The sequence below is a fragment of the Exiguobacterium sp. s133 genome (assembly GCF_018618595.1).
Taxonomy (GTDB): Bacteria; Bacillota; Bacilli; order Exiguobacteriales; family Exiguobacteriaceae; genus Exiguobacterium_A; species Exiguobacterium_A oxidotolerans.
The window spans coordinates 327,900-354,555 of the sequence record NZ_JACSMK010000002.1 but is presented as its reverse complement, the minus strand read 5'-3'; the positions used below and the strand labels follow the sequence as shown (position 1 = coordinate 354,555).

At 48.4% G+C, this 26,656-nt stretch carries 27 protein-coding genes; 22 read left to right on the top strand and 5 right to left on the bottom strand.

Annotated elements, in window-relative coordinates:
• Nucleotides 1-94 precede the first annotated feature (94 nt).
• Complete coding sequence (galU, locus tag KNP96_RS04310) at nucleotides 95-973, top strand: UTP--glucose-1-phosphate uridylyltransferase GalU (protein WP_159172349.1); 879 nt, start codon at nucleotides 95-97, stop codon at nucleotides 971-973.
• A 44-nt stretch (nucleotides 974-1,017) separates the two neighbouring features.
• Here galU and KNP96_RS04305 read toward each other — a convergent pair whose 3' ends face one another.
• Entirely contained in the window at nucleotides 1,018-1,599 is a 582-nt protein-coding gene (locus KNP96_RS04305) for an LOG family protein (RefSeq protein WP_214768970.1), read from the bottom strand.
• Nucleotides 1,600-1,728: 129 nt separating this feature from the next.
• On the opposite strand from KNP96_RS04305, the gene KNP96_RS04300 reads away from it, so the two are divergent.
• Together KNP96_RS04300 and KNP96_RS04295 are read left to right on the top strand one after the other, a co-directional pair.
• Nucleotides 1,729-1,902 carry a hypothetical protein gene (locus KNP96_RS04300; protein ID WP_214768968.1) on the top strand — a complete coding sequence of 58 codons (174 nt, stop codon included), beginning with the start codon at nucleotides 1,729-1,731 and terminating at the stop codon, nucleotides 1,900-1,902.
• Between the two features lie 302 nt (nucleotides 1,903-2,204).
• Nucleotides 2,205-2,663 carry a hypothetical protein gene (locus KNP96_RS04295; protein WP_214768966.1) on the top strand — a complete coding sequence of 153 codons (459 nt, stop codon included), beginning with the start codon at nucleotides 2,205-2,207 and terminating at the stop codon, nucleotides 2,661-2,663.
• Here KNP96_RS04295 and KNP96_RS04290 read toward each other — a convergent pair.
• Nucleotides 2,655-3,545: a helix-turn-helix domain-containing protein gene (locus tag KNP96_RS04290; protein WP_214767034.1), complete on the bottom strand. Its 891-nt coding sequence runs from the start codon at nucleotides 3,543-3,545 to the stop codon at nucleotides 2,655-2,657. The two genes, KNP96_RS04295 and KNP96_RS04290, sit on opposite strands and share 9 nt — an antisense overlap.
• Before the next feature lie 147 nt (nucleotides 3,546-3,692).
• Between KNP96_RS04290 and KNP96_RS04285 the strand changes: the two genes are divergently transcribed.
• The 4 genes from KNP96_RS04285 to KNP96_RS04270 all read left to right on the top strand — a co-directional run bounded on the left by KNP96_RS04285 (nucleotide 3,693) and on the right by KNP96_RS04270 (nucleotide 6,388).
• Nucleotides 3,693-3,839, top strand: coding sequence for a hypothetical protein (locus KNP96_RS04285; RefSeq protein ID WP_157898498.1), 147 nt, complete (start codon nucleotides 3,693-3,695; stop codon nucleotides 3,837-3,839).
• Between the two features lie 87 nt (nucleotides 3,840-3,926).
• Nucleotides 3,927-5,138: a hypothetical protein gene (locus KNP96_RS04280; RefSeq protein ID WP_214768964.1), complete on the top strand. Its 1,212-nt coding sequence runs from the start codon at nucleotides 3,927-3,929 to the stop codon at nucleotides 5,136-5,138.
• Complete coding sequence (locus tag KNP96_RS04275; protein WP_088837894.1) at nucleotides 5,131-5,874, top strand: hypothetical protein; 744 nt, start codon at nucleotides 5,131-5,133, stop codon at nucleotides 5,872-5,874. Before KNP96_RS04280 ends, KNP96_RS04275 begins: the two co-directional genes overlap by 8 nt.
• A gap of 196 nt (nucleotides 5,875-6,070) precedes the next feature.
• Complete coding sequence (locus KNP96_RS04270) at nucleotides 6,071-6,388, top strand: hypothetical protein (RefSeq protein WP_214768960.1); 318 nt, start codon at nucleotides 6,071-6,073, stop codon at nucleotides 6,386-6,388.
• A gap of 61 nt (nucleotides 6,389-6,449) precedes the next feature.
• On the opposite strand, the gene KNP96_RS04265 is transcribed toward KNP96_RS04270, so the two are convergent.
• Nucleotides 6,450-6,869 carry a helix-turn-helix domain-containing protein gene (locus KNP96_RS04265; RefSeq protein ID WP_214767037.1) on the bottom strand — a complete coding sequence of 140 codons (420 nt, stop codon included), beginning with the start codon at nucleotides 6,867-6,869 and terminating at the stop codon, nucleotides 6,450-6,452.
• 339 nt (nucleotides 6,870-7,208) lie between these two features.
• Between KNP96_RS04265 and KNP96_RS04260 the strand changes: the two genes are divergently transcribed.
• Together KNP96_RS04260 and KNP96_RS04255 are read left to right on the top strand one after the other, a co-directional pair.
• Entirely contained in the window at nucleotides 7,209-7,706 is a 498-nt protein-coding gene (locus KNP96_RS04260) for a VanZ family protein (protein WP_214768957.1), read from the top strand.
• 93 nt (nucleotides 7,707-7,799) lie between these two features.
• Entirely contained in the window at nucleotides 7,800-8,792 is a 993-nt protein-coding gene (locus KNP96_RS04255; protein WP_214768954.1) for an ATP-grasp domain-containing protein, read from the top strand.
• A 325-nt stretch (nucleotides 8,793-9,117) separates the two neighbouring features.
• On the opposite strand, the gene KNP96_RS04250 is transcribed toward KNP96_RS04255, so the two are convergent.
• Both KNP96_RS04250 and KNP96_RS04245 read right to left on the bottom strand, forming a co-directional pair.
• Nucleotides 9,118-9,876 (bottom strand): homing endonuclease associated repeat-containing protein, encoded by a 759-nt coding sequence (locus KNP96_RS04250; protein WP_088837889.1) that lies wholly within the window; start codon nucleotides 9,874-9,876, stop codon nucleotides 9,118-9,120.
• A gap of 31 nt (nucleotides 9,877-9,907) precedes the next feature.
• Complete coding sequence (locus KNP96_RS04245) at nucleotides 9,908-11,197, bottom strand: O-antigen ligase family protein (protein ID WP_251135713.1); 1,290 nt, start codon at nucleotides 11,195-11,197, stop codon at nucleotides 9,908-9,910.
• A 334-nt stretch (nucleotides 11,198-11,531) separates the two neighbouring features.
• Between KNP96_RS04245 and KNP96_RS04240 the strand changes: the two genes are divergently transcribed.
• From KNP96_RS04240 to KNP96_RS04180, 13 genes are read left to right on the top strand one after another with little or no spacing between them, the layout of a single operon-like run.
• Nucleotides 11,532-12,173, top strand: a complete 642-nt coding sequence (locus KNP96_RS04240) for a YveK family protein (protein WP_251132218.1) — start codon at nucleotides 11,532-11,534, stop codon at nucleotides 12,171-12,173.
• 21 nt (nucleotides 12,174-12,194) lie between these two features.
• Complete coding sequence (locus KNP96_RS04235; protein WP_088837887.1) at nucleotides 12,195-14,057, top strand: polysaccharide biosynthesis protein; 1,863 nt, start codon at nucleotides 12,195-12,197, stop codon at nucleotides 14,055-14,057.
• 12 nt (nucleotides 14,058-14,069) lie between these two features.
• A complete protein-coding gene (locus KNP96_RS04230) occupies nucleotides 14,070-15,332 on the top strand; it encodes an oligosaccharide flippase family protein (protein WP_088837886.1) in 1,263 nt (420 codons plus the stop codon).
• A gap of 13 nt (nucleotides 15,333-15,345) precedes the next feature.
• Entirely contained in the window at nucleotides 15,346-16,638 is a 1,293-nt protein-coding gene (locus KNP96_RS04225; protein ID WP_214768948.1) for a hypothetical protein, read from the top strand.
• Entirely contained in the window at nucleotides 16,628-17,665 is a 1,038-nt protein-coding gene (locus KNP96_RS04220; protein WP_088837884.1) for an NAD-dependent epimerase, read from the top strand. The genes KNP96_RS04225 and KNP96_RS04220 overlap by 11 nt, the downstream gene beginning before the upstream one ends.
• A complete protein-coding gene (locus tag KNP96_RS04215; RefSeq protein WP_214768945.1) occupies nucleotides 17,655-19,004 on the top strand; it encodes a phenylacetate--CoA ligase family protein in 1,350 nt (449 codons plus the stop codon). Before KNP96_RS04220 ends, KNP96_RS04215 begins: the two co-directional genes overlap by 11 nt.
• Before the next feature lie 12 nt (nucleotides 19,005-19,016).
• A complete protein-coding gene (locus tag KNP96_RS04210) occupies nucleotides 19,017-20,360 on the top strand; it encodes a nucleotide sugar dehydrogenase (protein ID WP_088837882.1) in 1,344 nt (447 codons plus the stop codon).
• The gene (locus tag KNP96_RS04205; protein ID WP_088837881.1) at nucleotides 20,348-21,457 is read left to right on the top strand and encodes a glycosyltransferase family 4 protein; all 1,110 of its coding nucleotides are present in this window, start codon (nucleotides 20,348-20,350) and stop codon (nucleotides 21,455-21,457) included. The genes KNP96_RS04210 and KNP96_RS04205 overlap by 13 nt, the downstream gene beginning before the upstream one ends.
• Nucleotides 21,458-21,472: 15 nt before the next feature.
• The gene (locus KNP96_RS04200) at nucleotides 21,473-22,093 is read left to right on the top strand and encodes a sugar transferase (RefSeq protein ID WP_214768942.1); all 621 of its coding nucleotides are present in this window, start codon (nucleotides 21,473-21,475) and stop codon (nucleotides 22,091-22,093) included.
• Complete coding sequence (locus KNP96_RS04195; RefSeq protein ID WP_214768941.1) at nucleotides 22,074-23,141, top strand: lipid II:glycine glycyltransferase FemX; 1,068 nt, start codon at nucleotides 22,074-22,076, stop codon at nucleotides 23,139-23,141. The genes KNP96_RS04200 and KNP96_RS04195 overlap by 20 nt, the downstream gene beginning before the upstream one ends.
• The gene (locus tag KNP96_RS04190; protein WP_088837878.1) at nucleotides 23,138-24,292 is read left to right on the top strand and encodes an aminotransferase class I/II-fold pyridoxal phosphate-dependent enzyme; all 1,155 of its coding nucleotides are present in this window, start codon (nucleotides 23,138-23,140) and stop codon (nucleotides 24,290-24,292) included. The genes KNP96_RS04195 and KNP96_RS04190 overlap by 4 nt, the downstream gene beginning before the upstream one ends.
• A gap of 23 nt (nucleotides 24,293-24,315) precedes the next feature.
• Complete coding sequence (locus KNP96_RS04185) at nucleotides 24,316-25,059, top strand: hypothetical protein (protein WP_214769072.1); 744 nt, start codon at nucleotides 24,316-24,318, stop codon at nucleotides 25,057-25,059.
• A 28-nt stretch (nucleotides 25,060-25,087) separates the two neighbouring features.
• Nucleotides 25,088-25,978, top strand: a complete 891-nt coding sequence (locus KNP96_RS04180) for an LCP family glycopolymer transferase (protein ID WP_214768938.1) — start codon at nucleotides 25,088-25,090, stop codon at nucleotides 25,976-25,978.
• Nucleotides 25,979-26,656 lie beyond the last annotated feature (678 nt).

The window sequence follows — 26,656 nt, the reverse complement described above, 5'->3', positions numbered from 1 at the left end:
TTTTGTCGAGCAAACAGGGAAACGCGAATCAAAAAAAGAAGTAGTACAACGGACAGTACAGCGTTAGACGATTCAGCATAAGGGAGGGCGAGGGATGCAGAAGATTCGAAAAGCCATCATTCCGGCAGCGGGACTCGGAACACGTTTCCTGCCGGCGACGAAAGCGATGCCAAAAGAAATGCTTCCGATTTTGACGAAGCCGACGATTCAGTACATCGTCGAGGAGGCCGTTGCTTCAGGAATCGAACAAATCATCATCGTCTCGGGACGAAATAAACGGGCAATCGAAGACCACTTCGATCATGCACCGGAACTCGAAAACATATTACGGCAAAAAGGGAAGCTCGAGCTATTGAAAGAAGTCGACGCCTCGACGACGATGGCAGAAATCCATTATATCCGGCAAAAGGAACCTAAAGGTCTTGGACATGCGATTTGGAGTGCCCGTCATTTCATTGGGAATGAACCATTCGCCGTCTTACTTGGTGATGATTTGATCGTCGCAGAACGTCCCGGTCTCAAACAGTTGATGGATCAGTATGAGACGACAGCGTCTTCCGTCATCGGCGTTCAACAAGTCGCGCCGGAGCATACACATCGCTACGGGATCATTGATCCGATTGAACAAATCGGGAATCGGTACCACGTCCGGCAATTCGTCGAAAAACCGCCGCAAGGTACAGCGCCGTCGAACATGGCAATCATCGGGCGATACATTTTGACACCGGCGATCTTTACGTACTTGGAGACGCAACAGGCGGGTTCAGGGGGCGAGATTCAATTGACAGATGCGATTGAACGCTTGAATGGAATCGAGGACGTCTATGCGTATGACATCAAAGGAGAACGGTTTGATGTCGGCGAGAAGATGGGGTACGTCGAGACGACGCTTGCCTTCGCGCTGAAGGACGAAGAGATTCAAGAGGATGTCAAAGCATTACTGAAGAAGTATGTCGCGGAGTGGGAAACTTAAAAAAAGAGGGGGAACCCCCTCTTTTAAACAGTGATTAAGATTGTTTACGTTTGATCCGTATTCAAGTAGGACTTGACGTGAGGGGCTTCGTATTGACGAAAACGCTCGAGTAACGCTTCAGGTGTCGACTCGACGAGCAGCATCGCTGCATGCTCGGGGATGATGAATCCTTGGGTTTCCATCTGCTTGAACAAGGCGATGAGGGGATCGTAGTACCCGTCGATGTTCAAGATGCCGCACGGTTTTTCATGGAGACCGAGCTGAGCCCACGTGAAGACTTCGAAAAATTCTTCCATCGTTCCGGGACCGCCTGGTAAGATGATAAACCCGTCCGCAAGTTCCGCCATCTTTGCTTTTCGGTCATGCATCGAGTCGACGAGGTGGAGTTCTGTCAGGTTCGGATGAGCGATTTCTTTTTCCTGTAAAAAGTGTGGTAACACACCGATGGCTTGTCCGTTCGCGGATAAAATGGCATCTGCGACGGCACCCATTGTTCCGACACGCGAACCACCATATACGAGTCCGTAATCCTGTTTCGCAAGCACCGTGCCGAGCGTCGCGGCGGCTTCCTTGAAAAGCGGTGATGCTCCATCTTTTGAGCCACAAAACACAGCGAGTTTTTTCATGACAATCGTTCCTCCTTCAAGACTGGTCTTTTCTCAACATACCATATCGCCGCGGGAAATTGAAAAGCGACCTCGTCTTCTTAGCGGGAACTTTACATTGATGACGCCATTAGAATGGAGGGGACAACAGTGAGACCTAAAACAATTGTTTGGCTTGTACTCATCATTGCCGCAATTAATTTACTGCTTGGCATTTTTATACCGGAATCACCGACACGGACGACGATCAGTACGATTTTATTAGGCGTGATTCTGCTGTTAGGGATAGGTTATTTCATTACACTGCGTCGATCTTCTAAATGAACAAGCGATCTCCCTGGCTGGATGTTTCAGTCAGGGAGATCGCTTTTTTTTAATGGATCAAGAACACAATAGGTATGAAGGAATATTCTAAAAAATCTATTTTTATACATATTTTCGACACAAGGGTGGATTAAATGTAAAAATTGCACAACTTTCGGGACGTATGACCCGCGACTAAAGTAATGAGAAGTGTAAATAATGTGCAAAATACGCATAATATTCGTATTCGAATATTTGGAGGGGGTCTAAGGTTATATGATGATATCAATAAGCCATATAAAAATATTAGGAGGTCATTAATCATGAACTTGAAAAATAAATTAGGTCTTGTTGTTGGCGCACTTACTTTAACTGCTTCAATGGGATTAGGATCAATTGGTTCTTTAAATAAAGTAGACGTAGCAATCAACAACCTACCGACAGAATTCTCAGTGAAGCGTGATGTAGCGATCAACAACCTACCGACAGAATTCTCAGTGAAGCGTGATGTAGCGATCAACAACCTACCGACAGAATTCTCGATGAAGCGTGATGTAGCGATCAACAACCTACCGACAGAATTCTCGATGAAGCGTGACGTAGCGATCAACAACCTACCGACAGAATTCTCGATGAAGCGTGATGTAGCAATCAATAATCTACCGACAGAATTCTCGGTGAAGCGTGACGTAGCGATCAACAATCTACCGACAGAATTCTCGGTGAAGCGTGACGTAGCGATCAACAACCTACCGACAGAATTCTCGGTGAAATTAGGATAAAATACCTTTATCGTTTATATATTTTATTTTGCTTGTTAAGATAATATCTTTGTATTCTTCCATACCGAGAAGATCGAATAATAGATATGCTTTTGTATATGAGATTTTTATTTCTTCAATGGGGCCGGATTGTAGCTCTAATACTGAAGCTCTTTGGAATAATAATTGTCCCAGAATAGACATATCCTTAAATCTTAAACTATCGTATATGCCTTCTTCGATGTATTTAAGTGCTGTGTGAGTATCGTTGATATCTAGAAGCATTTTTGAGAAGTTATAGAATATTCTAATACGATCTATCATTAACTCATCATTGTCGAAATTCAAAGAAATTAATTCTTCATATACTTTTTTACACCGTTGGTAACTTTTATTTTCGTAATAAATCGTTGCTATCGCTGATTTCAATCTTATTAACATTTTTGGTGAGTAATAAGAAGTTGAATACAAATCAGATAATTTTTGTAATTCGACTATGCATGTGCGGTAATCTATTTTTTTTAATCGGTATGAAGATAAATGGAAATAATATTTATACAGCAGAGAAGATTCTTCTGTTAAAGGGAAGTTTTCTAGTCGATTTCTGGCCTCATTGTAAAGGGATTCATATTTCATATTTCTAAACTTCATAAGTAAAGAGTCATCTAAAGTTCTTAATGAATTATATTGCTCTGTATGGTCTAAAAAAACGGCTATCGGAACTTGTAATCTCCGAGATAACGCAAACAACAAATCAACCGTCGGTGAATGTGTGCCGCTCTCAATCTTACTGATCTCCGCTTGGCTACAAATCCCGTTCGCTAGATCCTTCTGCGTCAAGTTATGCTTCTTGCGAAGACGGCGAAGGGCGAGGCCAATCTGGGGTGACGTGAATTGATCCATGGGTTCGGTCCTTTCTATCAAGTGGATTCGACTACGTGTCTATCTCCTTATTATAGAAGTGATGCCCGGACAAAACCAACTTTTTACTGTGATAATTCGTCAACGATTTTGATTATCCATTCTAAACGGAAGAAAGGGGTATTTCCTATGAATCTCATTTTTAAAGAATCGCGACGTACGATTTCATCTTGTGGCTGGTGTTTAAACGCTTCTACGGTTACGGTCGCACCCTTGGCTAGTCGGGAGATGGAACGCGTCAAACCGGTGACGAAACGTCGCACTAAAACATCTTAAAAAAACGTCCATTAACGGCGTGGCTTCATTCCGTTCGTTACGGTTTGAAGCCATTTTTTTACACACTCAGATGAAAGGAGAATGAACATGATTGGACTTACTGTACTCGCTGAGAGTGAAGGCTGGCTCCACCAGCTTGAACCGACAGCGGACTTCATCGCTTTTTGTCAGTCGCATCGTTTTTCGTTCGATCATTACGATTACAATGTGCACACGTTTCTTGATTTACTGGATTATATGGATTTTCAAGAATTTGAACACTATTTGTTCATTCTTCGGGGGACCGGCGAACGGACGATGCGACTCGTCGCCTATCTTCAACAACGGATGCTGCATGTCCAGTTTCATTTGATTAATGACCGGGGGGACGTTTTGTTTGGGGATCCGTATTTTTTAGACGGCATCACGGTACCGTTCGAAGAACCGCTCGCTGACTCACAACCGATTGCCTTACAAGATGCCTTGATGTCTTTATTCACAGGTGTCTATCCGGACGCGACGTCCCGTCATCCGCAACCACTCCGGCATATTTACGCAGAAGAGACGAGTCTACTGAATTCCATCAATCCGGCACTATTCGATCAGATGACGATCAACAGCTTACTGTACATCGACCAACCAACACGGCACGATTTACCGGTCATTGAACTGATGAGCCGCGTTCCGGTCTTGGTCGCCTTCTCGGATACCCTGTCGTTCGACATCAAGGCACACCTTGCCGTCGTCAGTCGAACGGCAATAGAAGCTGCCTTCGAAACGTGGCAGACGACGAGCCGCGTACCGAACCCGGGACACTATATGGGGATTCTCGATTATGCGACACTCACCGGGATGACCGTGTCTCATCGGCTATTTATTTTTAAAGACGGCGTCTGTGCAGATTACGGAAAACAAATCTGCTTGAGCGGGCTTGAAGAGATTGATATTTGTCAGTTGCGTCATCGTCAACGGGAGACATTCGCACCGATCGCGCCACACCTTCAGCTCGCATTGTATCCTTTACTGTATCAGCTGGCCTCGGCCTTCTTGACCGAAAGTCAGTTTGTCACTCCATATACCCAGTTGGATTTACCTCGGACGCCCGGAAAGCTCGGTCCCTTGACGATGATTGGCATTCAAAATCGCGAAGGGGCATTCGTGTTCGAACTGACGACGAACCAGCTGTTTGAAACAGATGAAGTCTTTTTATGGATTTTAGAAGCCGATCAAAAAGACCGGTTCGATGTATTGCCGGAACGCCTCGGTTCTGATTATGAAACAGCCATTCAAGCCTATAAGGAGTTGATGTATCATGGGTGACGTACCACTCTTTGGACCATTTTCACGAAAAGGAAGTTATTCGAGAGTGACCGTGCTCGATGATTTCAACGCAGATAACCGTTTCATGCGTCTGCATCAGGAAACGATGCAACTGGCAGAAATCGATGAATTGACATTTTATCGCCGGTATTTAAATCGGAATGACCGTGTCCTCGTTTATGGAACGTTTGATCCGGGCTTGTTCAACACGTTATCTGAGGAAGGATATGATTTGTATCTCGTCGAACCGGAAGCCGGCCGATTGAATGGAATTTCTTCACGGTTTATGCATAAAGTATACGGTCTTAGTTATGATTTAATCGACGCTGTCGGGTATGAAGCATTTGAGAAGCTGATTTTGCCTGGGACGACGGTTGCCCGGTATTCACGCGGCGAATTACTGTTATTTTTCCGAAACATCCGCCAGCTTCTGACGACAGATGGTCAACTGTTAGTGAATGTTCATAATGCCAAGCATTTAAAGCAACAGACGCAACCGATCGCTTCAAAACGTGTAAAGGACTGTGCTCTATTCTATGGACAGAAGGTGGAGGGGGAGCGGTTGATACTAAATCTTTATCTGAAATCTGATCAGGATGAGAAAGTCAGTTATGCTGTCGAGCATCTCTATGAACCAACCACTCTCTTTGAATTCGCGAAACTATCGAAATATGCAGGACGTACTCTATATGCAGGGAAAACCGTACACATCTTAGAATTTGATAAATTAGGATGAATTTCACCAGGGGGCAGATTAATAATCTGCTCCCTTGTTTTTGTTTAAGGATTAAAGTACGGATTAGACTTTTTAATGAAGAATGATTAAAAAAATATTTTAAATATTAGTTTGAATGGGTCTAAAGTCAGGGTATTATTTAAACTAGTTCATCACTTAGGGGCAGCCATCATGAAATTCGGAGGATCAATACGTTATGGATAAAAAAATGGCACAAGCACGGACTATACAAGCCAGCTGTTTTGAATTCATCTCTACCTTATTTCCGGAAGAAACGTTTCAATTCATGGAAGAGCAAACCTTTCCGGATGCATTCGGTCAAATCGGCACATATTTGACGTTTAAATCGAAGGAGCGGGAACTAAAATTTAGCTTCGTTGAACAAGCCCACCAAAAGTTCGACCGGGTTTTTCTCGCAGAAAAGAGTAAAGAGTCTTCTTTTTTTAGTCGTTTGTTAGAAGCCACATATGAAGAGGAAACATTATACATTCATCATATCGTCAAACCGGATTGAACTAAAAAAACACGATGAGAAGTGCACGGGAATGGCTCCTGTCTACTTCTCATCGTGTTTTTTAGACTTCGATTGATTCGAGACCTTGCTGTAGGGCTTGATTGACCGAGGCAGCCATCTCTTCACGGACTTCATGTGATAGTAACCGACCGTTAAAGTAAACTTCATTCGAGAGCGTAAGGTGAACGAGTATATCTTCAAGGACAAGCTTAAAGTCGATTGGTTTCGATGGTTCGAGCGATTGGCTCATAAAATCACTAAGGGTCGGATGCTGGACGTGCTCTGGATCAACCAAATCAATCACAGTCGTGTTGAGGGCGATGGCGAGCCGTTCAAGTGATTGCGTGCTTGGCATCCGTTGTCCGCGTTCATAGGCAGAAATCGAGGTCGTCGATTCACCGCATCGCTCAGCGAGATACTTTTGTGTATACTTGTGCTGTTTTCGTAGTTGCATGATTTTTTTCCCGAGAGCTCGGTTCATGTTATAGGTTGTCAGACGCTCAAGACGTTAGTCAGGAGAGGGACATCCTTCACCTCCTTTTTTAGAATGTAATCGACTTATCGGTAGAGCAGCTAATGATAAAGCTTATGGTTTGTGAAGCTCAAATCCTACTTTTAACGGTACTGCTATAGTACTAAATAACCACTTCGACTATAGCGCAAACCTATCAAATGTAAAAAAAAGTTTTTTAGTAATTCAAATTACATAATTATGTAACTAAAAGGATGTCTAAACAGTGTGGGTTCCATTGATTAACTGAGAAATTCAAGAAGAACTCATGGTATTCTAGAAGCGTGTTGAATAAGGAGGACGAGTTATATGCGTAAAATTCCTTGGTCCGGTTACATCACCTTGGCTATTCTAATTATTTTATTTATTTCGAGTTCGATGCCGTATGAAGAGCAATCGTTAAAGCCCGGGCTGTCCCGTTATTTTAATTTGGATTTTGTGGAGGCGTTTCGCTTCATCTCATTTGATTATCACGGAGAAGTCAGTGTTGAAGCGCTTGGTGCATCCGGTTTTGTCGAATTCTTTATTCGAAAAGCAGCGCACTTATCGATTTTCATGGTACTCGGGTTTGCCTTGGTCGACTTGACCGTTCGCTTGTTGCGTCCCTATGTACTAGCCGGTTTATTCGCCTATACGTTGGCAATCACGATTGCTGTCTTTGATGAATTCCATCAAATTGTAACAGGCGGACGAACTGGGTTGATTCAGGATGTCTTATTAGATGGTACAGGTGCGTTAATTGGTATTGTATTGTATCGATTCATTCGGAGAAAACGTCGAGCGCAGCAACTGATCAGACTGTCTTGAGACTTTTGTCGCAGTTCAACGTTTTTTTTAGAAGGAGTCTTGTCTAGCAAAAGCGAATCCTTTAGGAACATCATATAAAAAGGAGCGGACAACATGAAGAGACCTCATCTGTTGATTACGAGTGCCGGTCGTCGTGCGAAGCTGGTCGAATACTTCGTTCAGGAGTTTCAGGAGGGGGCGGTCAGCGTCGCAGACTGTAATCCACTTGCACCGGCACTCTATATGGCACCGAACCACCATATCGTCCCGAAGATTGATCAGCCGGATTACATCGATCATTTATTGGAACTGTGTCAACTCGAGCAGGTGACGGCCCTGTTGTCGTTAATCGACCCTGAACTCGAGTTGCTCGCGACAGCGACGGAACGGTTTGCAGCAATCGGTGTCACGGTCATCGTTTCTCCGCCATCGTCATGTCTGCTTTGTTTTGATAAGTACGCGATGTTCGAGCACTGTACCTTGCAAGGTATCCCGCATGCGAAAACGTATCATGCCCTCACGTCGTTTCGTGAAGCGGTTGCACTCAAGGAAGTTGGTTTTCCGGTCTTCGTCAAGCCACGCAATGGGAGTGCGAGTATCGCCGTAAGACGCGTCGAGACATTAGAAGAAGTCGAACGATTATTTGAACAGAGCCCCGGCTTGATTGTGCAGGAATTTCTTGATGGGCCTGAACTCGGCGTCGATGTCTACGTCGATCTACTGTCTCATGAAGTCACGTCCATCTTCATCAAAGAAAAATTGGCGATGCGAGCCGGAGAGACGGATAAAAGTCGCTCCGTCCTCCGGACCGATGTATTCGAACTCGTCGAGCACGTCCTCGCCGGTTCTGGACTGGTCGGTCCGCTCGATTTCGATATTTTCGATGTCGACGGAACGCTCTACTTATCGGAAATCAATCCCCGCTTCGGCGGCGGGTATCCCCATGCCTATGCATGTGGTGTCAACTTCCCCGCTCAAGTCTGGCGCAATTTATGCGGGCTCGTCAATCAACCGGATATCGGTCACTATCAGGAAAACCTTTACATGATAAAGCACGATACGCTGACGCTCGTATCGGCGGCACAGTTTGAACAAACGAAATACTAAAAAGACGGAGGATGGCTCCTACGTCGTTCCGAAATCTTAGTGATGGAAGCGCGAACTGATTGTATCTCGATATCGCATGTTCACGCGTCATAAGCGTGAGCATGCTGAAAGCGAATCTTTGAGCTGTGCCGTAAGGAAGAAAATTCATGCAGATATTTAAACGCGTGTTCCGCATATAAAATAAAACGCCGATGTTTCCGTTTTTCCTACGGAGCCATCGGCGTTTTCGATGCGTCTTTTCTCGTTCCTGATGTCTTGATGCGTCTTTACGTTATACATACGAAAGCTTTGATTTCTTTTGAGCCAGCCCCGTTTTTAAATGGAATTATGAGAGCGACACACGGGAACGCTTGAGGCACTGAACAGCGGACGTCCAGCTTCCGAAGAGGGCATTGATCGTCGAAGTGCTCGGGACAGATTTTCCTTCAGCCCACTTCCGGTAATGGATGATGCTGAAGGAAGGAAGTTCAGCTTGCGCTTGTTTTAAGGCGCTGAGAACATCTTCTTCGACCCATTTCCGGCGGGGAGGCGCGATATCAAGGCACGCGAGGGCATCGACCCACGAGCCGTATTTTCGGGCAATCGTCGCGACCGTCGGATGCCCATTTTCTTGCGCCCAAATCGAATAGGTTTGGGTCGTCAGACGCGGGAGGACGTCCGATGCTTCGAGTAGCGCATTGATGATGCGTTCTTCCGTCATGCAGACGGAGCGTGTCATCTCGATATGTGCTTCCTCAAGGGCCCGTGACCATGACCCGAAACGAAGGTTGATTAACGTTAAGGAAGGACCCTGTTTCGCTTTCGCCCATTCACGATAACTGTTGCTATGAAACGGATGAAGGCGGTTCGAGGCTTCTTTGATGAACGTCAAGATTTCTTCATCGGAAAAGTAGGGACGAATCGATGAAAGTCCTGCTGCATGCAATGCTTCGCGCCATGAACCGAAGACGTTGATGATCGTCGTAATCGAAGGTACTTCTTTAGTACTGGACCAGCGGGCATATGTTTTAGCGTCTAACGCAGGTGAGGCAAGACTTGCCTCGACCAAACTATCAATCACTTGTTGTTCTGTCCATTTCTTCATGATGTCATACCCCTTTCGTGTAGGTGTTCGTCTAGGTGTGGGTACTGTCTGTTGGTGTGTCGCGACGGAATGTCGCGTATGCGAGTAGACTGAGCCAGATGAAATAAAAGCCGCCCGGTCGAATCAGGATGCTTTCTGTAAACTGAAGCAACAACAACCAGAAGATGAGCAGTAGAAGTGTGAGCGACTCGACGTCGTCAAAACGATAATTCCGAATTAAACGAAACAAGATGAAACTAAAACATAACACGTAGAGGAGTAACCCGATGATGCCGAACTCATAGAGGAAAACGATCGGCGTACTGTGAAACGTGTAAAGGGTCTCTTCTCCCAATTGCTCAGATAAGCCGGTCGTTGCGGCGCCAAAACCATGACCGACCCAAAAACGATCTGCTGAAGCTGCGAGTCCCGCCTGCCAAAGATCAAGGCGACCATTCAAACTGACTAAATGGAGGAGGAGTCCCAGCTTTAGCGACAGGGCGCCAAACACAATTGCGATTCCGGTGATGTAACAGGCGCTGACCTGAAGACGTAGTCGCCGCGAAGGTAACAATAGAACGGTCGTCAATAAAGTGAGTAGAAAAAAAGAATAAATGCCCGTTTGCGAAGCACTTGCCAACAGCCCTCCGCATATCAATGCCAGCGAAACGCCAAAGAAGAAGAGACGGCGCCAGGCACTCGTCGTGATGGAACGGAGGACCGCAATCCAAGCAATCAATCCACCAGGAACAAGCCAAGCAGCAAATGCGTTCGGATTGTTCGTCAAGCTGGCTAAGCGTAGAAAGCTACCTTGCTCCCCGACATAGAGTTGTGGAAGCGCGATCGGACCAATCCGTAACCACTGCAAGTTGTCGATTGGGATGTAGGATTGTCCAAACGAGACGAGCAGGGCGTAACTCGCTAAAAATAGTGCCTGATAAAAGAGGATGAGAAATAAGAACCGGTGCCAGTGAGTGAAAAGCGGAGAAGAGAGTGATAGGACGATGATCAGAAACATCCATGTCGTCAAAAGAAAGAAGAGTGAAAAAGGTGCATCCGTCGCGGGACGAGAGAAAAACAAGACAGTGTGTAATGTCAAATAACTCAAAAAGACGAGGATGAGTCGATGCGAACGAGACCGAAACGGAAAGTATAACGGACGGGACACGATATAAAAAATGAGAAAGAGTAACGGGTATAAAAAGACGGTCACGACGTTCCAATGCTCCGGTAAGACTTCATCCGTAAAGCGTAACGGACGCGTCCACAAATCAATCGTCACAAATAGCAATAGGATGAATAAGGCAATTGACTCGGGTATATTGACGGATTTTAACATCATTTCTAAAGTCTATCCACCCTTCATATAGGACTTATTACCGATTATGTGACTTTTTAATCATCAAATTGGTATTTACCCGTAAATAAACGATATTTATGCGGATAAGATGAATGTTTTTGAAGGAACGACGATTATTTTTCTGTGAATCGTCTTTTTTTCGTGAAACGATATTTTTCGATGATGTAATGATACGCATGCACAACGACTACTGAAAAAAAACTAATCATTTCCACCAAGCTCTAATTGTTTTGGTAGTCGTTTGGAAATAAGGTGAAGTCATAACCAATGACCCTCCGACGTTCAAGGTAAGAAAGGGGTGAACCATGTGAATACCATGCATCAAAAAAGAACATTTGCAGACCACTTGATGACATTGAAAAAGGGCTGGTGGATCCTCATCGTCTGTGCCATCTTGTTTGCGGGTGCCGGTTACCTGATCAGCACGTACGTCATTAAACCTACGTATGAAGCAACAGCTTACATCCTCGTCGTACCGCAAAAGAGTAGTGACACGACTTCCTCGACGTCACTCGTCAGTACCTATCAAGATATTCTTCGGAGTCCGGAAGTCGTCGATCAAGTCGCCCAAAAGATGGGTGTGACCGATAAGCGTCTATTCGATTTAACCGATCGCTTGACGGTGTCGAGTAACCTTGATTCTCAAGTCATCGCCTTATCGATTACAGATGGATCAGCTGAACAAGCTGCCATCCAAGCGAACACGATGACAGAAGTGTTCCAAGATTACTTGCCTCAGTTGATTGATACGAGCAGTACGGAAGTTTTCTCGACGGCACGGATTCCGACGAAACCGATGTCTCCGAACATCTTGATGAACACGGCAATCGGCGGTGTACTCGGGTTGATGTTCGGCTTACTAATCGTCTATTCCCGTGTACTAGGAAAGAAGTCAGCAACTGAATCAACGAAAGATGATGCGTCCTATCCACAAGCCGTCAGCCGTCCACACTCATGATTCGGGGAAGGAGGAGCAGTCATGCAAGCACCACCATTGCATCAGTATCGTCGCCATATGAAAATCGGACTTTTACGCGGGGTCGACGCACTGATTATCGCCGCCGCAACCGTCGTCACCTTCTACTTCTTCAATCCTCTTCACCTGACCGTCCAGTTCGATTTACGGAATGCGATTGAAATCGCATTGATTCAATGGGTCGCCCTAACACTCGTCGCCCACTGGATGCGCTTTTATCAAATCGTTTGGCGTTATGCGAGTCTGAGGGATTTAGGTGTCCTCCTGTTTGTCGTCGTCGCCAGCAGCTTTGTCTTACTCGGGCTCGAGTATGCCTTGTTCGACTTCGCCGTCGAGCGCGCCGTCTTCCTGCAAACGGGACTTGTCCTGAACGGTATCTTATTTGTCCGCTTAGCGATTCGCGGACGGACGCTTCAACTGAAACGGGACCGGACGCTCGGTAAACGTACGTTAATCATCGGTGCCGGAGCTTCCGGACAGATGATTACGAAAGAGTTAAAGCAGAAAAAAGCGCACATCTTGAACGTCGTTGGTTTACTCGACGACCTCGCAGAACTCAAAGGGATGCGCATCCACGGCGTCCCCGTCATCGGAACGATCGAGCAACTCGAATTCATCATCGAAGAACAGAAAATCGAAGCGGTCGTGCTCGCGATTCCTTCCTTATCCTACACGGAGCGGGTCGCTTTACTCAATCGCATCAAACAGACGAAGGTCGAAGCCCACACGTTACCGATGCTCGTCGAACTGGCATCAGGAAAAGTATCAATCAATCAAATCCGCGAAGTCTCCATCGCTGATTTGCTCGGTCGTGAACCGGTCGAACTCGACATCACGGAAATCGAACGAAGCGTCAGCGGGGCGACCGTCCTCGTGACGGGAGCCGGTGGATCGATTGGCTCAGAGATTTGTCGCCAGTTGATTAAATTTAAGCCCGACCGGCTCATCCTCCTCGGACATGGCGAGAACAGCATCTACTTGATTCGCCGGGAGCTCGAATGTATGACCGATGGTACGGTCCTTCATTCCGTCATCGCGGACGTTCAGGATTTAGAACGACTGAATGAAGTCATGGGACGGTTCGAACCAGATCTCGTCTATCATGCGGCAGCCCATAAGCACGTCCCGTTGATGGAAGATAATCCACGCGAAGCCGTCAAAAATAATATTTACGGGACACGCAACGTCGCGCTTGCGGCGGAAGCAGCACACGTCAAACGATTCGTCATGATCTCGACTGATAAGGCCGTCAATCCGACGAGCGTGATGGGGGCGACGAAACGGATTGCCGAGATGGTCATCCAGCAAATTGCCCGCAACAGTGAAACGACGTTCGCCGTCGTCCGTTTCGGAAATGTACTCGGCAGCCGTGGTTCCGTCATCCCGCTCTTCAAGGAACAAATCGCAAAAGGCGGACCGATCACCGTGACGGACCCGGCGATGACGCGGTACTTCATGACGATTCCGGAAGCGAGTCGGCTCGTCATCCAGGCAAGCGTCCTCGCAAGCGGAGGAGAGGTGTTCGTCCTCGACATGGGAAAACCGGTCAACATCACGACGCTTGCGAAAAATTTGATTCACTTGAGCGGTTTTACGGAAGAACAGATTCCGATCGTCTACAGCGGCATTCGAAAAGGCGAGAAGCTTTATGAGGAGTTACTCGCAGAAGAAGAAGTCCATGAGGAACGGGTTTTCGAGAAAATTCTAGTTGGGAAGACCCGGCCCTTCGGCTCCGTCGAACCGTATCTTCGGGAAATCAATCGTTGCCTCGACGATGAAGAGGCGCTTCGGACGTACCTGCTCGGTGCGACGAATGACAGCCGCCCGGTCGCGATGCCAGAAGTCGTCCGGATCGCGCGAGAATGAGAGGTGAGATAAATGAAAGCACCGCGGCAGTTATCACGCTTTAACTTGATCTTCATTGCCGATACGGCCTATTCCTTACACCAATGGATGATTTTGACGCTCTTAATCAAATGGAGCACGCCACTCAACATCGGTTATTTCAATTACGCTCTCGCCTTGACGGCCCCGATCGTCATGTTTTGTTGGCTCAATGCCAGCACGATTTTGACGGCGGAACGGGCCGGGCTGAAGAACTTCACCCTTTTCATCAAAACACGGTTCTTCCTCTTGACGCTCGGTGTGTTCGTCTTACTGATCGTCTATTATTTCTTCGGTGAAGCGGATATCTTACTGTTGACGTTACTCGTTTATCTCAATAAATACATGGAATCGTTCGCCGATCTCTCGTACGGCTTCCTCCAAGGACACATGGCGTTCAAAGAAGTCGCGTTATCGAAGATTTTCAGAAGTCTGATCAACGTCTCGGGTGCAGCCTTGATCCTCTTTACGACTCATTCGATTCACGGATTCGTCCTCGCGATGATTGCTGGGAACTTAATCATGCTGATCATCTACGATTTACCGACCGTCCGCCGGATTGGACAAGGGTTTGAAAATATCACGATGAGCGATCGCTACCAAACGGGCCGGCAATTGTTTTTCAAGGCCGTCCCGCTCGGATTTGTTGCCTTACTCGTTGCCTTGAATGCCAACATCCCGCGTCTCTTCGTCGGTCAAACAATCGGGACGGAAGAACTCGGTTACTACGCGAGTATCGCTTACTTACTCGTTTTAGGTAGCTTGTTCATCCACTCGCTCGTCGCCGTTCTCTTACCAAATTTTTCGTCAGAGACGGGTGAACGACAAAGTCTCCCGGCACTCCGAAAGCTGACACGCTCGATGCTGCTGATGACAAACGCGGTCGGTGTCCTGTTGATCATCGGGGCCATCTTCTTCGGAAAATGGGGGTTGACGATTTTCTACAATGCTTCATTCGTGCAGTACCATACAATTTTCGTCTTGATGATGGTCGCTTCGCTCTTTTTCTATAATTCGACCGTCATCCAAGCGTTACTAACGGGATTCCAGCAATTTCGTATCCAGACGCTTGCGATTTTCGGAAGTGTCGCCGTCAATCTGATTGCCTGCAGTTTCTTGATTCCACTGTATGGGTTATACGGTGCGACGACAGCTTATGCGTTATGCGCCGTCACGCAAATCGTCTTGTTGGTGCCAGCGCTCTACCGGGCGCTCTATCCGCGGAACTTGCCGCTCGCGATTGAACAAAGTAGCTAAAGGAGGGAAAAAGATGCGGCCGATCCTCATTCTACTGATCATCGAAGCATTGCTCAGTCAACTGTTGCGGCCGCTCTTTTCGACACCGGAAAGTTATATCACGTTGCTGCTAGTCGGCAATTCCATCTTGATGCTCTGGTATTTGCTCAAAAACTCGGAGACGACGCCATTATTTCTCGTCTTCGTCACCGCCTTCATCGTGCGTCTCGGATTGATGTTCGTCGATCTTGAGCTGTTTCGGCTCCCGCCACACAGTGGGGATGATACGGAGGCGTTCCATCTCGAAGGGCTGCAAATCTATCTCGATCCAGCGATGTTCAACGAAGTCGTTCGCGGAAGTTACTCGAAGTTCCTCGGCATCTTCTATCTTGCATTCGGACCTGAACGGATCTTGGCACAATACTTTAACGTCATCCTCGGCGTCGTCGCCGTCGTCATTCTCGCGAAAACGCTTCGGCTGCTCGGTCTGCCGATGCGGGTCGTGTTCCTGTCGACGCTGTTATTTGCCTTCTTCGCCCAAGGATTGTTGCTTTCGCCGATCCTGTTACGCGATCAACTCGTCGCACTCGGTATTGTCTATACGCTCTATTACATGGTGCGCTGGACGATGGATAAGTCGGGTACTTCCTTGGCACTGGCCTACCTCGCTTACTTCGTCAGTACGATTTTCCATTCCGGTCTCGCGATTGGAATCGTCGTCTTATTGGTTTATTTCTCCTTTTATAATCATGCGACCGGTCGGATGGATTTCGAAGCTTCCAAAGTACAGCGGTTGGTCATGCAAGTCCTGATCGTCGGCTTCATCGTCTACAGTTTTCAGGATGTCTTGTTCGCGAAATTCACACACGTCTCGGAAAACGGTCAATTGTTTAGCGGGATGAGTTACGACCGTGGTGGATCGGCTTACTTGAACGGGTTGACTGTCACGGGACCACTTGACATGATTCTCTATTCACCGCTCCGGATGATCTATTTCCTCTTCTCACCGTTCCCGTGGCAATGGTCCAGTGTGACGAACATCGCCATCTTCTTCTTCGACGCCGCCGTTTATCTCCTGCTGTTCGCACTGACAATCCGGCACTTCCGCTATTTGAAACACCATCCTTACGCTGCTGTTTTATTGTTCATGTTGCTCCTCTTCATCGTCAATGCACTCATCTTTGGTCTTGGGACAGGAAACGTCGGAACGGCAATCCGTCACCGCTACAAATTGTTTCCGATGCTCCTGATCGTCTACACATCGATTCATTATATTCGTTACCAGGCACTTCACCACTTTGAGGAGGTCGAACAACGTGCAGAATAAAACGATTTTAATCACCGGTATCGCAGGGTTTATCGGGTTTCATGCCGCTCGTCGATTTTTAGCGGAAGGGTACCGTGTCATCGGACTTGACGAAGTCAACGATTACTACGACCCGGCGTTGAAAGAGGCGCGCTTAGTCGAACTCGATCCGAGACGCTATACTTTTTATCGTGTATCGCTCGAGGATACAGCAGCCGTCGACGCCATCTTCGCGAAGGAACAGATTGATCTCGTGCTTCATCTCGCAGCACAAGCAGGTGTCCGATACAGCATCGATCGACCGGACGTCTATATCACATCGAACATCGTCGGCTTCCTGTCGATTCTCGAAGCTTGTCGCCATCATCCGGTCGAACAACTCGTCTATGCCTCTTCCAGTTCCGTTTACGGCTCGAACACGAAGATGCCTTTCGCCGTGACGGACGCGGTCGACCATCCGCTCAGTCTCTATGCCGCTTCCAAAAAAGCGAACGAGTTGATGGCCCACACCTACAGCAGTCTATACGGCATCAAAACGACGGGGCTTCGATTCTTCAGCGTCTATGGTCCGTGGGGACGCCCGGATATGGCGTTGTTCAAATTCACGGAAGCAATCGCGAACGGTCAACCGATTGATTTATACAACTACGGTGAGATGGGACGCGACTTCACCTATGTCGACGACATCATCGAGAGCATCTATCGGTTGTTACAGACAGAGCCGGTCGCTGATCCATCCTTTGATAAGGCGCAGCCTCAACCGGACCGAAGTTTCGTTCCGTACCGGGTCTTCAACATCGGCAGTCACAGTCCGATCCGCCTGAACGAATTCGTCGCCTTGATCGAACGGCGGCTCGGGAAGACGGCGATCAAACATGGTATGCCACTCCAGGCAGGAGACGTCCCGGAAAGCTTCGCTGACGTCACGTCGTTATTCGAGACGATCGGTTACCGGCCACGGACGACGGTCGAAGCTGGCGTCAATGCATTCATCGATTGGTATGAACGTCATTACCAGCTGAAGGAGGAGGTCCAAGATGGCGCTTAAGGAAGACCTTTATTATAAGTCTCCGATATTTATTCAGAATATTTTGACATCCATTTATGGCAAAAAGCTGATGCATGAGCGGTACGGGGTCCGTTATGAACAAAAACTGATGCAATTACGCGAAAAAGACCGGTCACTTGACTATCGCGTCGAACAACTTGAACGTTTGAATGCGTTTCTCTTGTTCGTGCAACAACATACCCCGTACTACCGGGAGCTGTTTCGACAGCTCGACATGAAACTTCCGCTGACGTCACTCGATCAGTTGGCGCTGATTCCGGTCCTTGAAAAAGAAACGTTACGGCAGCAAAACGACGAATTCATGTCGGAAGTCGACGCGCCTGTCCGAGGACGGACAGGCGGAACGAGCGGGAAGTCACTCCAGGTTGCTTTCATGCGCGAGGACATTCAAGAACGAATGGCACATCTCGATTACTTTAAGGAACAGCATGGGTTTTACGGCGGGATGCCACGGGCGAGTTTCACCGGACGGACCTTGACGGCAGTCGATCAGAAAAAGCCGATCTTTTGGCGGATGAATCGTCCGCTCAATCAATTGCTGCTCTCGATTTTTCATATGAAAGAAGAAAACTTTCCCGCCTATATCGAGGAATTGAATCGTTTCCGACCAGTCGCGTTAGACGGGACGCCGACGGCGATGGTCGAAATCGCCCGTTATTTACTCAAAAATAAGATTCGACTCGATTTCAAAATCGTTGCCATCTTTCCGACGTCAGAAACAGTGACAGAAGAAATGCGATCGATTCTTGAGGAGGCATTCGTCGCACCAGTCTTCGATCAATACGGTTCGTCAGAAGGCGCTCCGATCATTTCTGAATGCACGCACCGGAAGCTGCACCTGCATCACGAAACTGGCATCATCGAACCATACGGACCGGATGGTGAAGTCGTCGTGACGTGTTTTACGACACGCGGGACCCCGCTGATCCGTTACCGGATTGGTGACCGCATGACCCTCAGTCATGAGACGTGTGGATGTGGATTGAACGGACCGGTCATCGCCTCGATAGACGGACGGGGGACAAGTTTCATCGTCAGTGAGAAGCGGGGGAAAGTCTTTGAAGGTGATATTACGACAATTGCCCGCGAATTACCAAACTCGGTCTTACGACTTCAAGTCGAACAATACGCATTCAATCGTGTCACACTGCGTTACATTCCAGACAATCAGCGTTTCCAACCGAAACATGAAAAGATTTTATTGAACGAGATGCGCAAATTGCTTGGACCGGATATGTTGATTACGCTCGAGTCCGTCGAACAAGTTAAACAAGAACCGAATGGAAAAACATTGATCATCAAACAGTCGATGAAATAGGAGGAGTCCATCATGAATAAGGCAGTCAAACACATCACAGATACGACAGCAGCCGAAACACGATCACTTCCCATCGCCAACCGTTCAATTGCCGTCGTCGGCCTCGGCTACGTCGGTCTCCCGGTCGCCATCGCTTTCGGTGAAAAGACAGGTGTCGTCGGTTTTGACATTAAAGAACAGCGCATCCAGGAACTTCGTGAAGGAGTCGATGCGACGCTCGAACTGACACCGTTCACTTTAAAAAATGCGGACGTCAATTATGTAACGGATGCAGCAGCACTTCAAGCGAGTGACTTCATCATCGTCGCCGTACCGACACCGATTAATGCGCAAAATCAACCGGACTTGACGCCGCTCTTACGGGCGTCACAACTTGTCGGACGCCAGCTGAATAAAGGCGACATCGTCGTCTACGAGTCGACCGTCTATCCGGGGGCGACGGAAGAAGATTGTATCCCGGTCCTTGAGGAATCTTCGGGTCTTAAAGCAGGCGTCGACTTCTTCGTCGGTTACTCACCGGAACGGATCAATCCGGGGGATCATGAACATACGTTCAAGACCATTAAAAAAATCGTTTCAGCACAGGATAAAAAAACGCTCGATGTTGTCGCAGAAGTGTACGAAGCCGTCGTCGAGGCGGGGGTCCACCGGGCATCATCGATCAAAGTCGCAGAAGCGGCAAAAATCATCGAAAATACGCAGCGTGACTTAAACATCGCCTTGATGAACGAACTTGCCATCATCTTCGACCGGATGGACATCGATACGCTCGAGGTCCTCGAAGCAGCAGGGACGAAGTGGAACTTCCTTCCGTTTCGACCAGGCCTCGTCGGAGGACACTGCATCGGGGTCGATCCCTTCTACTTGACGATGAAGGCTGAATCGCTCGGTTATCATCCGGAAGTCATCCTTGCCGGGCGACGCATCAACGATACGATGGGGCGCTTCATTGCGACATCACTCGTCAAAAATCTAATCAAACAAAACATGCCGGTCCTCGGCGGACGCGTTACTGTCCTCGGTCTTTCATTCAAGGAGAACGTCAGTGACATCCGGAATTCGAAAGTCGCGAATTTAATCAAGGAGATCGAAGAATTCGGAATTGAAGTCCAAGTGACCGATCGCCTTGTCTCGAAGGATGAAGCGAAACGCGAATACGGGATTGATTTGCTCGACATGACAGAGCTTAAACCAGCCGACGTCGTCATCTTCGCCGTCAGTCATGAAGAGTACGTCGAAGGAAACTGGCTACTCGCGAAACACTTACTCAAAGTGGGGCGTGGTGTCGTCGTCGACATTAAAGGGATGCTCGCACCAGCTGAAAAACCGGAAGGGGTGCACTTATGGCGTCTTTAAGAATTCTCCAAGTTTGCGCGCTTGATACGACAGCTGAAACGATGCTGCAACCGTTACTGCTTGCGCTGCGCGACGCAGGGCATGATGTCGGGATTGCTTGTGCCGACACGGGAGCCTCTGACAAGCTGGCAGCACAAGGCTTTGCGATGCATGACATTCCAATTGAACGGAAAATTGACTGGACGAGTAATTGGAAGACGGTCCGCTCGATCGTTCACATTTTAAAGACGGGTCGCTATGACGCCGTCCATGTCCACACACCGGTCGCGGCAGCGCTCGGACGGGTCGCAGCGAAACGAGCGGGGACGAAGCATATCGTCTACACGGCACACGGCTTTTACTTTCATGAAAAGATGGGACGGGTGACGTATCAATTGACCTATTCTGTCGAAAAATGGCTCGCCCGTTTCGCGACGGATTACCTCCTGCTCCAAAGCGGGGAAGATTATGAACTGGCAAACCGGAAACGTTTTAAGGCGACGAAACGGTTGATGCATTTAGGGAACGGTATCGATTTGACCCGATTCTATCCACAGGCGCGGCAAGGAAACGAAGCTTTCACCTTCCTGTTCATCGGACGGATCGTCGAGGAAAAAGGAGTGCTCGAACTTCTGAATGCTTTTGAAAACGTCGTGTCGCAAGACCCGGATGTCCGCTTGATCATCGCCGGTGAAATGATGGAGAGCGAACGGGATCAAACGACGAAACATCGTTTCCTCGAACGTCTACGCGAGATTCCGAATATCGAGTATCGAGGGTTCGTTGAAGATGTGCCACGACTTTTACAACAAGTCGATGCCTTTGTCCTGCCATCGCACCGAGAAGGGGTCCCGCGCTCAATCATCGAGGCGATGGCGACGGCGAAACCGGTCATCGCAACGAACATCCGCGGCTGCCGGGAAGAAGTCATCGATGGCACGACCGGTTATTTAGTCGAAGTCCATGACGAAACGCAGTTGGCAGCAAGAATGACCGATCTTGTCAAACACCCGCAACAGGCGTCAGAGATGGGCCGGGCCGGATTCGAACGGGCAATGAAACATTTTAACGAAGCTGATGTCATCAAACGACAACTCGATCTCTTTTCGACTATGTAAAAGGAGGAAGTCATCATGAAACGGACATTCGATTTCACAATCAGCCTAGTCGCGATTCTCATCTTACTCCCCGTTTACCTGTTCGTCGCCTTGTTCATTTATACGAAGCTCGGTCGACCGATCTTCTTCAATCAAGTTCGTCCTGGTTATCACGGACAGTTATTTAAAATTTATAAATTCCGGACGATGTCGAACGAGACGGATGCGGATGGCCTCTTACTCCCAGACGAACAACGGATCCCGCACGCGATGGAATGGATTCGGCGGCTCAGCCTGGATGAAATCCCACAATTTTTCAATATCGTCCGCGGTCAGATGAGTTTCGTCGGACCGCGTCCGCTCCTCGTCAGTTACTTGAACCACTATTCGAAAGAGCAGATGATGCGGCATGATGTGTTGCCTGGACTAACCGGTTGGGCACAAATTCATGGGCGGAACGCGACGACGTGGCAAGAGCGGCTCGAACAAGACCAATGGTACGCGGCACATCAGACGTTTCGTCTCGATCTCTATATTCTCATGAAGACAGTAAAAATCGTCGTCTCCTCAGAAGGGAACTCGACGGAACATCAGACGGGGATGGGCGAGTTCAAAGGACTTGACGGAGGTGTTCCCCATGATGTCGTTAAGCGATGAACGACTCATCCATGATCCGACCGAATGGGACGCACTCGTTAGTCAGTATCGCCTCGATTGTTATTACGAATATGCCTACTTCGCACTTGAAGAAGTAGGCACCCCGGAGATGTTCTTCTATCCGACGGAATTCGGGACATTGATTTATCCTTACTTGAAACGACCAATCGATGGAACGTCATATCACGACATCACGACACCCTACGGATACGGGGGACCGATTTTCGTTGGGCTTTGGTCACTCGATCAAATCCGCGAAGTCCGTCAACATTTTCTCGACTATTGTCGTGCGGAACAGATCATCACCGAAACGATTCGGTTCCATCCGCTCTTGCAAAACGTTGAACTGGGAAAGCATTGGTGTCGTTCGACGCAGCGACTCCAAGCGACCGTGACGGTGGAGCTGACGGATTCATATGAAATGATTCTCGGTGGCTTTTCAAAAATGACACGGCGCAATGTACGAAAAGCAATCCGTGAAGGCGTCACGATCCGTGTCGCCGCACCGACAGAGTACGAGAAATTTAAACACCTCTACCGCTTGACGATGGATAAGCACGAGGCAGCACCACGGTATTACTTTACGGATGAATACTTTAAACAGCTGTTATCAGGAACACTCGACGCCGAAGTATTGGTTGCAGAATTAAATGGTCACATCATCGCCGGGTGCATCGTCTTATATGGAAGTCGTTTCGCCCATTATCACCTCGGGGCGTCCGATCCGAGCCAGTTAAAGGTTCGACCGAATCAGTTGTTATTCGCAGAGATGATGCGACGTGCAAAGGAGAAAGGTATGGTTGCGATGCATCTTGGGGGCGGCACTTCACAAGATGCATCAGACAGTCTTTTATTATATAAACGTTCCTTTAGTGAAGGAGCGCATACGTTCTTTTCGATCGGGACGTCGATTCTTGACGAAGTGGCGTATGAACAATTGAACCGAGCGTTTTTAACGCAGTACCCGTCAGCGAACGATTGTAAGTGGTTTCCCGTCTATCGCACACCGATCCGTCACTTGTCATCAAGAGGGGAGGAAACATCATGAAGCAAATCCCACTATCGATCCCGCACCTCAGTGGCCAAGAAGCACGCTATGTCACGGAAGCACTCGAAACGAACTGGGTTGCACCACTCGGACCGAACGTTGAAGCCTTTGAAGCGGGGATGCGCGCATATACCAAAACAGAGGCAGCCCTCGCGACAAGTAGTGGAACGGCAGCGATTCACCTCGCCTTGGCGACACTCGGTGTGACGACGGGCGACGATGTTTTCTGTCAGTCGTTGACGTTCGTTGCTTCCGTCAATCCGATTCGTTACGTCGGTGCTCGTCCTGTCCTGATTGATTCGGAAGAGGAGACGTGGAACATGTCACCCGCGGCACTCCGGCGAGCCATGATTCAAGCCGCGACACGCGGACGCCTGCCGAAAGCCGTCATCGTCGTCCATTTATACGGGGTCGTCGCAAAGATTGAAGAGTTGAGTGCGATTTGCGCCGAGTATGACGTTCCGTTGATTGAGGATGCAGCCGAATCACTCGGTTCGACGATCAACGGTCGAATGACTGGGACATTCGGGACGTTCGGAATTTATTCGTTCAACGGTAACAAAATCATCACGACATCAAGTGGCGGAATGCTTGTCGCAAACGATCCGCATTTGATTGAACGGGCGTTTTATCTCTCGACGCAAGCTAGGCAACCGGTCCTTCATTATGAACATACAGAAGTCGGGTTTAATTACCGGATGAGTAATGTCTCAGCCGGCATCGGACGCGGACAACTCGAAGTCATCGAAGATCGCGTCGCGGCACGCCGGAAAATCTTTCAGCGATATACGCGGGCTTTCGACATGCTCGACGCCACACAGTACCAAGCAGAGGTTGAAGGGAGTCGCGCCAATCGCTGGTTGACGGCTTTGACATTACCGGGAGGAATGGAACAACGGGATCAATTGATCATCCGCTTACAACAGGATCACATCGAGTCACGACCGGTCTGGAAACCGATGCACTTGCAACCGGTCTACCGGGATGTCCCGTTCATTACAAGTGACGGGATTGATGTCAGCGGTCGCTTGTTTGCTGAAGGACTTTGTCTGCCGTCCGCCTCACAGATGACGTTTACGGAACAAGCACTCGTGATTCGCTCCGTTCGTCAAGGTATTGTTGAGGATGTTCGACGCAACGTTCGGCTATGAATGTGTGGGAGGGAGACATCGTGATGAGCGATCTGGAGGAAGCGATCGAAGCACTCCGTCTCGCTGCGAACGGGAAGAATGAACTGACGGCAAATACCTATTTTCGTTGGCAACTGAATACCCAGTATCCGACCGTCGCGGAAATCCTGATGTTATTTGGATCTTGGCAAATCGCGCTGGAACGCGCTGAAATCGGGCAAATCCGAGTGGTTTATACAAAATCCGACATCATCGAGGCATTACGAGCGGCGAAAGCGGAACTCGAACCATTCACGAGTGCGACATATCGTGAGTGGGCGCAACGGCATCAGGCGCCGAGCTTGACCGATATCGTCCATCAATTCAACTCGTGGCAGCAGGCATTATCAGAAGCAGACATTTTGAAGGAACGGGTCCAGGAGATGGAACGTCGGATCATCGAATCATTACTGGAAGCACAGGAAGCATTACCTACATTAACGAGTCAAGCCTATACGAAATGGGCGGTCGGAAAAAATCGGCCGACGGTAGCGACAATCGCACGACGGTACGGTTCATGGACGAATGCGCTAGAAATCATCGGCATCGAACTTCCGCGAAAACGGTGGACGGAAGAGGAAGTATTGCTCGTGCTAGGGCGAGCCAGACACGAGACGGAGCATTTGACGATTGCGAGCTACCAACGTTTTAGCGAAGGACAGGACGTACCGAGTATTGGTGTCATCACATCCCTGTTCGGGAGTTGGAGCAATGCAATCATGGTGCTTATGAACCAACAAGATTCGTAAATCGACTTGATTCGAAGGGGATGGAGATATGAAAAAATGGAAGTGGATTGTCTTGACGGTCATTGGCATCGGACTGCTCGTTCTCTTCGGATCAGGTGGATATGTCTACCATCAAGCGAGTCAGACGCTCGAAGACGTCCAGTTGCCGGTCGAGGCAAGTGTCGAAGCGATTGAAGCGGTCGAACAAGAACGAACGATTTCCTTTCTCTTGCTCGGGGTCGACCAGCATGGAGATGAGGCGGGACGGAGCGATACGATCATCGTCGCAACGATTGATCCTGCGAGTGGGGAAAGTAAGATGCTCAGCATACCTCGTGACTTGAAAACAGAAATCATCGGAAATGGCTCACACGATAAAATCAATCATGCCTATGCTTTCGGGGGGCCTGAAATGGCAATCGATACGGTCGAGAACCTACTCGATATCCGAATTGATTACTTTGCTGAAATCAATCTCGAGGGTTTTACGGATCTTGTTGACGCAGTTGACGGTGTCCGTGTTACGAATGACATCGATTTTTCGTATTACGAGATGCAGTTTCCGATAGGGCAGCTCGACTTGAACGGAAAAGAAGCGTTGGCCTATGCACGGATGCGCTACGACGATCCTCGAGGAGACTTCGGTCGTCAAATCCGTCAACGTCAAGTCGTTCAGGCTGTCGCAGACAAATTGACGTCAGATTTTTCGCTCAGTCGCTTTAACGACGTACTCAGCGTGCTCGGTGAAAACGTCAAGACGAACGTCCCGTTTCCGGTCGTCCGGAAAATTGCGTTAGACTACCGTGATGCTTTGAAGAACGTCGAGACGTTATCGCTCGAGGGAAGTGGTGGAATCGAGTCGGATCAGATTTATTACTGGCATCCGACGGCGGAGTCACTGAAAGAGGTGCAAACGAGTTTGCAACAATCGTTGAGATAGAGCGGGGTTTTAAAGTGAACGGTGTCTGGGTTTTTGCTTGGGATCAAGACATCTTCCGAATCGGAAAGTGGAGTTAAGTGGCGGGAAAGATCGTAGTAGATCGATGCAAGTGGTACGAAAGATTCTTGCTTCCCGTGCTTTCCTCGGGCGAGGCGCAAGCCGTTGCCCCTTTCCCTTACAGGTCAAGGGGCAGGGTCTCGCCTGCCTCTGACAGCGCAAGTCACCTTGCGCTTATTCCCGTAGGAGTCACGATGAAGCAAATCTTTTTAGCTTTTCTGATAGAAGGAAACCCAAGGATTGAGTGATGCGAAACGGGATGTCTTATGCATCAAAAACGTAGCTGATCGATGTAAGTGGTACGAAAGATTCTTCCTTCCCGTGCTTTCCTCGGGCGAGGCGCAAGCCGTTGCCCCTTTCGCTTACAGGTCAAGGGGCAGGGTCTCGCCTGCCTCTGACAGCGCAAGTCACCTTGCGCTTATTCCCGTAGGAGTCACGATGAAGCGAATCTTTTTAGCTTTTCTGATAGAAGGAAACCCAAGGATTGAGTGGTGCGAAATGGAATGTCTTATGCGTCAAAAACGTAGTTGATCAATGTAAATGGTGCGAAAGATTTTTGCTTCCCGTGCTTTCCTCGGGTGAGGCGCAAGCCGTTGCCCCTTTCGCTTACAGGTCAAGGGG

What these genes read in the sequence shown, in the direction of transcription:
- KNP96_RS04225 (WP_214768948.1), top strand. Translation starts at nt 15,346, where the DNA reads ATGCGGCCGATCCTCATTCTACTGATCATCGAAGCATTGCTCAGTCAA.
- KNP96_RS04180 (WP_214768938.1), top strand. Translation starts at nt 25,088, where the DNA reads ATGAAAAAATGGAAGTGGATTGTCTTGACGGTCATTGGCATCGGACTG.
- KNP96_RS04230 (WP_088837886.1), top strand. Translation starts at nt 14,070, where the DNA reads ATGAAAGCACCGCGGCAGTTATCACGCTTTAACTTGATCTTCATTGCC.
- KNP96_RS04255 (WP_214768954.1), top strand. Translation starts at nt 7,800, where the DNA reads ATGAAGAGACCTCATCTGTTGATTACGAGTGCCGGTCGTCGTGCGAAG.
- KNP96_RS04215 (WP_214768945.1), top strand. Translation starts at nt 17,655, where the DNA reads ATGGCGCTTAAGGAAGACCTTTATTATAAGTCTCCGATATTTATTCAG.
- KNP96_RS04275 (WP_088837894.1), top strand. Translation starts at nt 5,131, where the DNA reads ATGGGTGACGTACCACTCTTTGGACCATTTTCACGAAAAGGAAGTTAT.
- KNP96_RS04205 (WP_088837881.1), top strand. Translation starts at nt 20,348, where the DNA reads ATGGCGTCTTTAAGAATTCTCCAAGTTTGCGCGCTTGATACGACAGCT.
- KNP96_RS04265 (WP_214767037.1), bottom strand. Translation starts at nt 6,869, where the DNA reads ATGAACCGAGCTCTCGGGAAAAAAATCATGCAACTACGAAAACAGCAC.
- KNP96_RS04270 (WP_214768960.1), top strand. Translation starts at nt 6,071, where the DNA reads ATGGATAAAAAAATGGCACAAGCACGGACTATACAAGCCAGCTGTTTT.
- KNP96_RS04195 (WP_214768941.1), top strand. Translation starts at nt 22,074, where the DNA reads ATGATGTCGTTAAGCGATGAACGACTCATCCATGATCCGACCGAATGG.
- KNP96_RS04200 (WP_214768942.1), top strand. Translation starts at nt 21,473, where the DNA reads ATGAAACGGACATTCGATTTCACAATCAGCCTAGTCGCGATTCTCATC.
- KNP96_RS04250 (WP_088837889.1), bottom strand. Translation starts at nt 9,876, where the DNA reads ATGAAGAAATGGACAGAACAACAAGTGATTGATAGTTTGGTCGAGGCA.
- KNP96_RS04210 (WP_088837882.1), top strand. Translation starts at nt 19,017, where the DNA reads ATGAATAAGGCAGTCAAACACATCACAGATACGACAGCAGCCGAAACA.
- KNP96_RS04235 (WP_088837887.1), top strand. Translation starts at nt 12,195, where the DNA reads ATGCAAGCACCACCATTGCATCAGTATCGTCGCCATATGAAAATCGGA.
- KNP96_RS04290 (WP_214767034.1), bottom strand. Translation starts at nt 3,545, where the DNA reads ATGGATCAATTCACGTCACCCCAGATTGGCCTCGCCCTTCGCCGTCTT.
- KNP96_RS04260 (WP_214768957.1), top strand. Translation starts at nt 7,209, where the DNA reads ATGCGTAAAATTCCTTGGTCCGGTTACATCACCTTGGCTATTCTAATT.
- galU (WP_159172349.1), top strand. Translation starts at nt 95, where the DNA reads ATGCAGAAGATTCGAAAAGCCATCATTCCGGCAGCGGGACTCGGAACA.
- KNP96_RS04305 (WP_214768970.1), bottom strand. Translation starts at nt 1,599, where the DNA reads ATGAAAAAACTCGCTGTGTTTTGTGGCTCAAAAGATGGAGCATCACCG.
- KNP96_RS04285 (WP_157898498.1), top strand. Translation starts at nt 3,693, where the DNA reads ATGAATCTCATTTTTAAAGAATCGCGACGTACGATTTCATCTTGTGGC.
- KNP96_RS04240 (WP_251132218.1), top strand. Translation starts at nt 11,532, where the DNA reads ATGCATCAAAAAAGAACATTTGCAGACCACTTGATGACATTGAAAAAG.
- KNP96_RS04185 (WP_214769072.1), top strand. Translation starts at nt 24,316, where the DNA reads ATGAGCGATCTGGAGGAAGCGATCGAAGCACTCCGTCTCGCTGCGAAC.
- KNP96_RS04280 (WP_214768964.1), top strand. Translation starts at nt 3,927, where the DNA reads ATGATTGGACTTACTGTACTCGCTGAGAGTGAAGGCTGGCTCCACCAG.
- KNP96_RS04295 (WP_214768966.1), top strand. Translation starts at nt 2,205, where the DNA reads ATGAACTTGAAAAATAAATTAGGTCTTGTTGTTGGCGCACTTACTTTA.
- KNP96_RS04190 (WP_088837878.1), top strand. Translation starts at nt 23,138, where the DNA reads ATGAAGCAAATCCCACTATCGATCCCGCACCTCAGTGGCCAAGAAGCA.
- KNP96_RS04245 (WP_251135713.1), bottom strand. Translation starts at nt 11,197, where the DNA reads ATGATGTTAAAATCCGTCAATATACCCGAGTCAATTGCCTTATTCATC.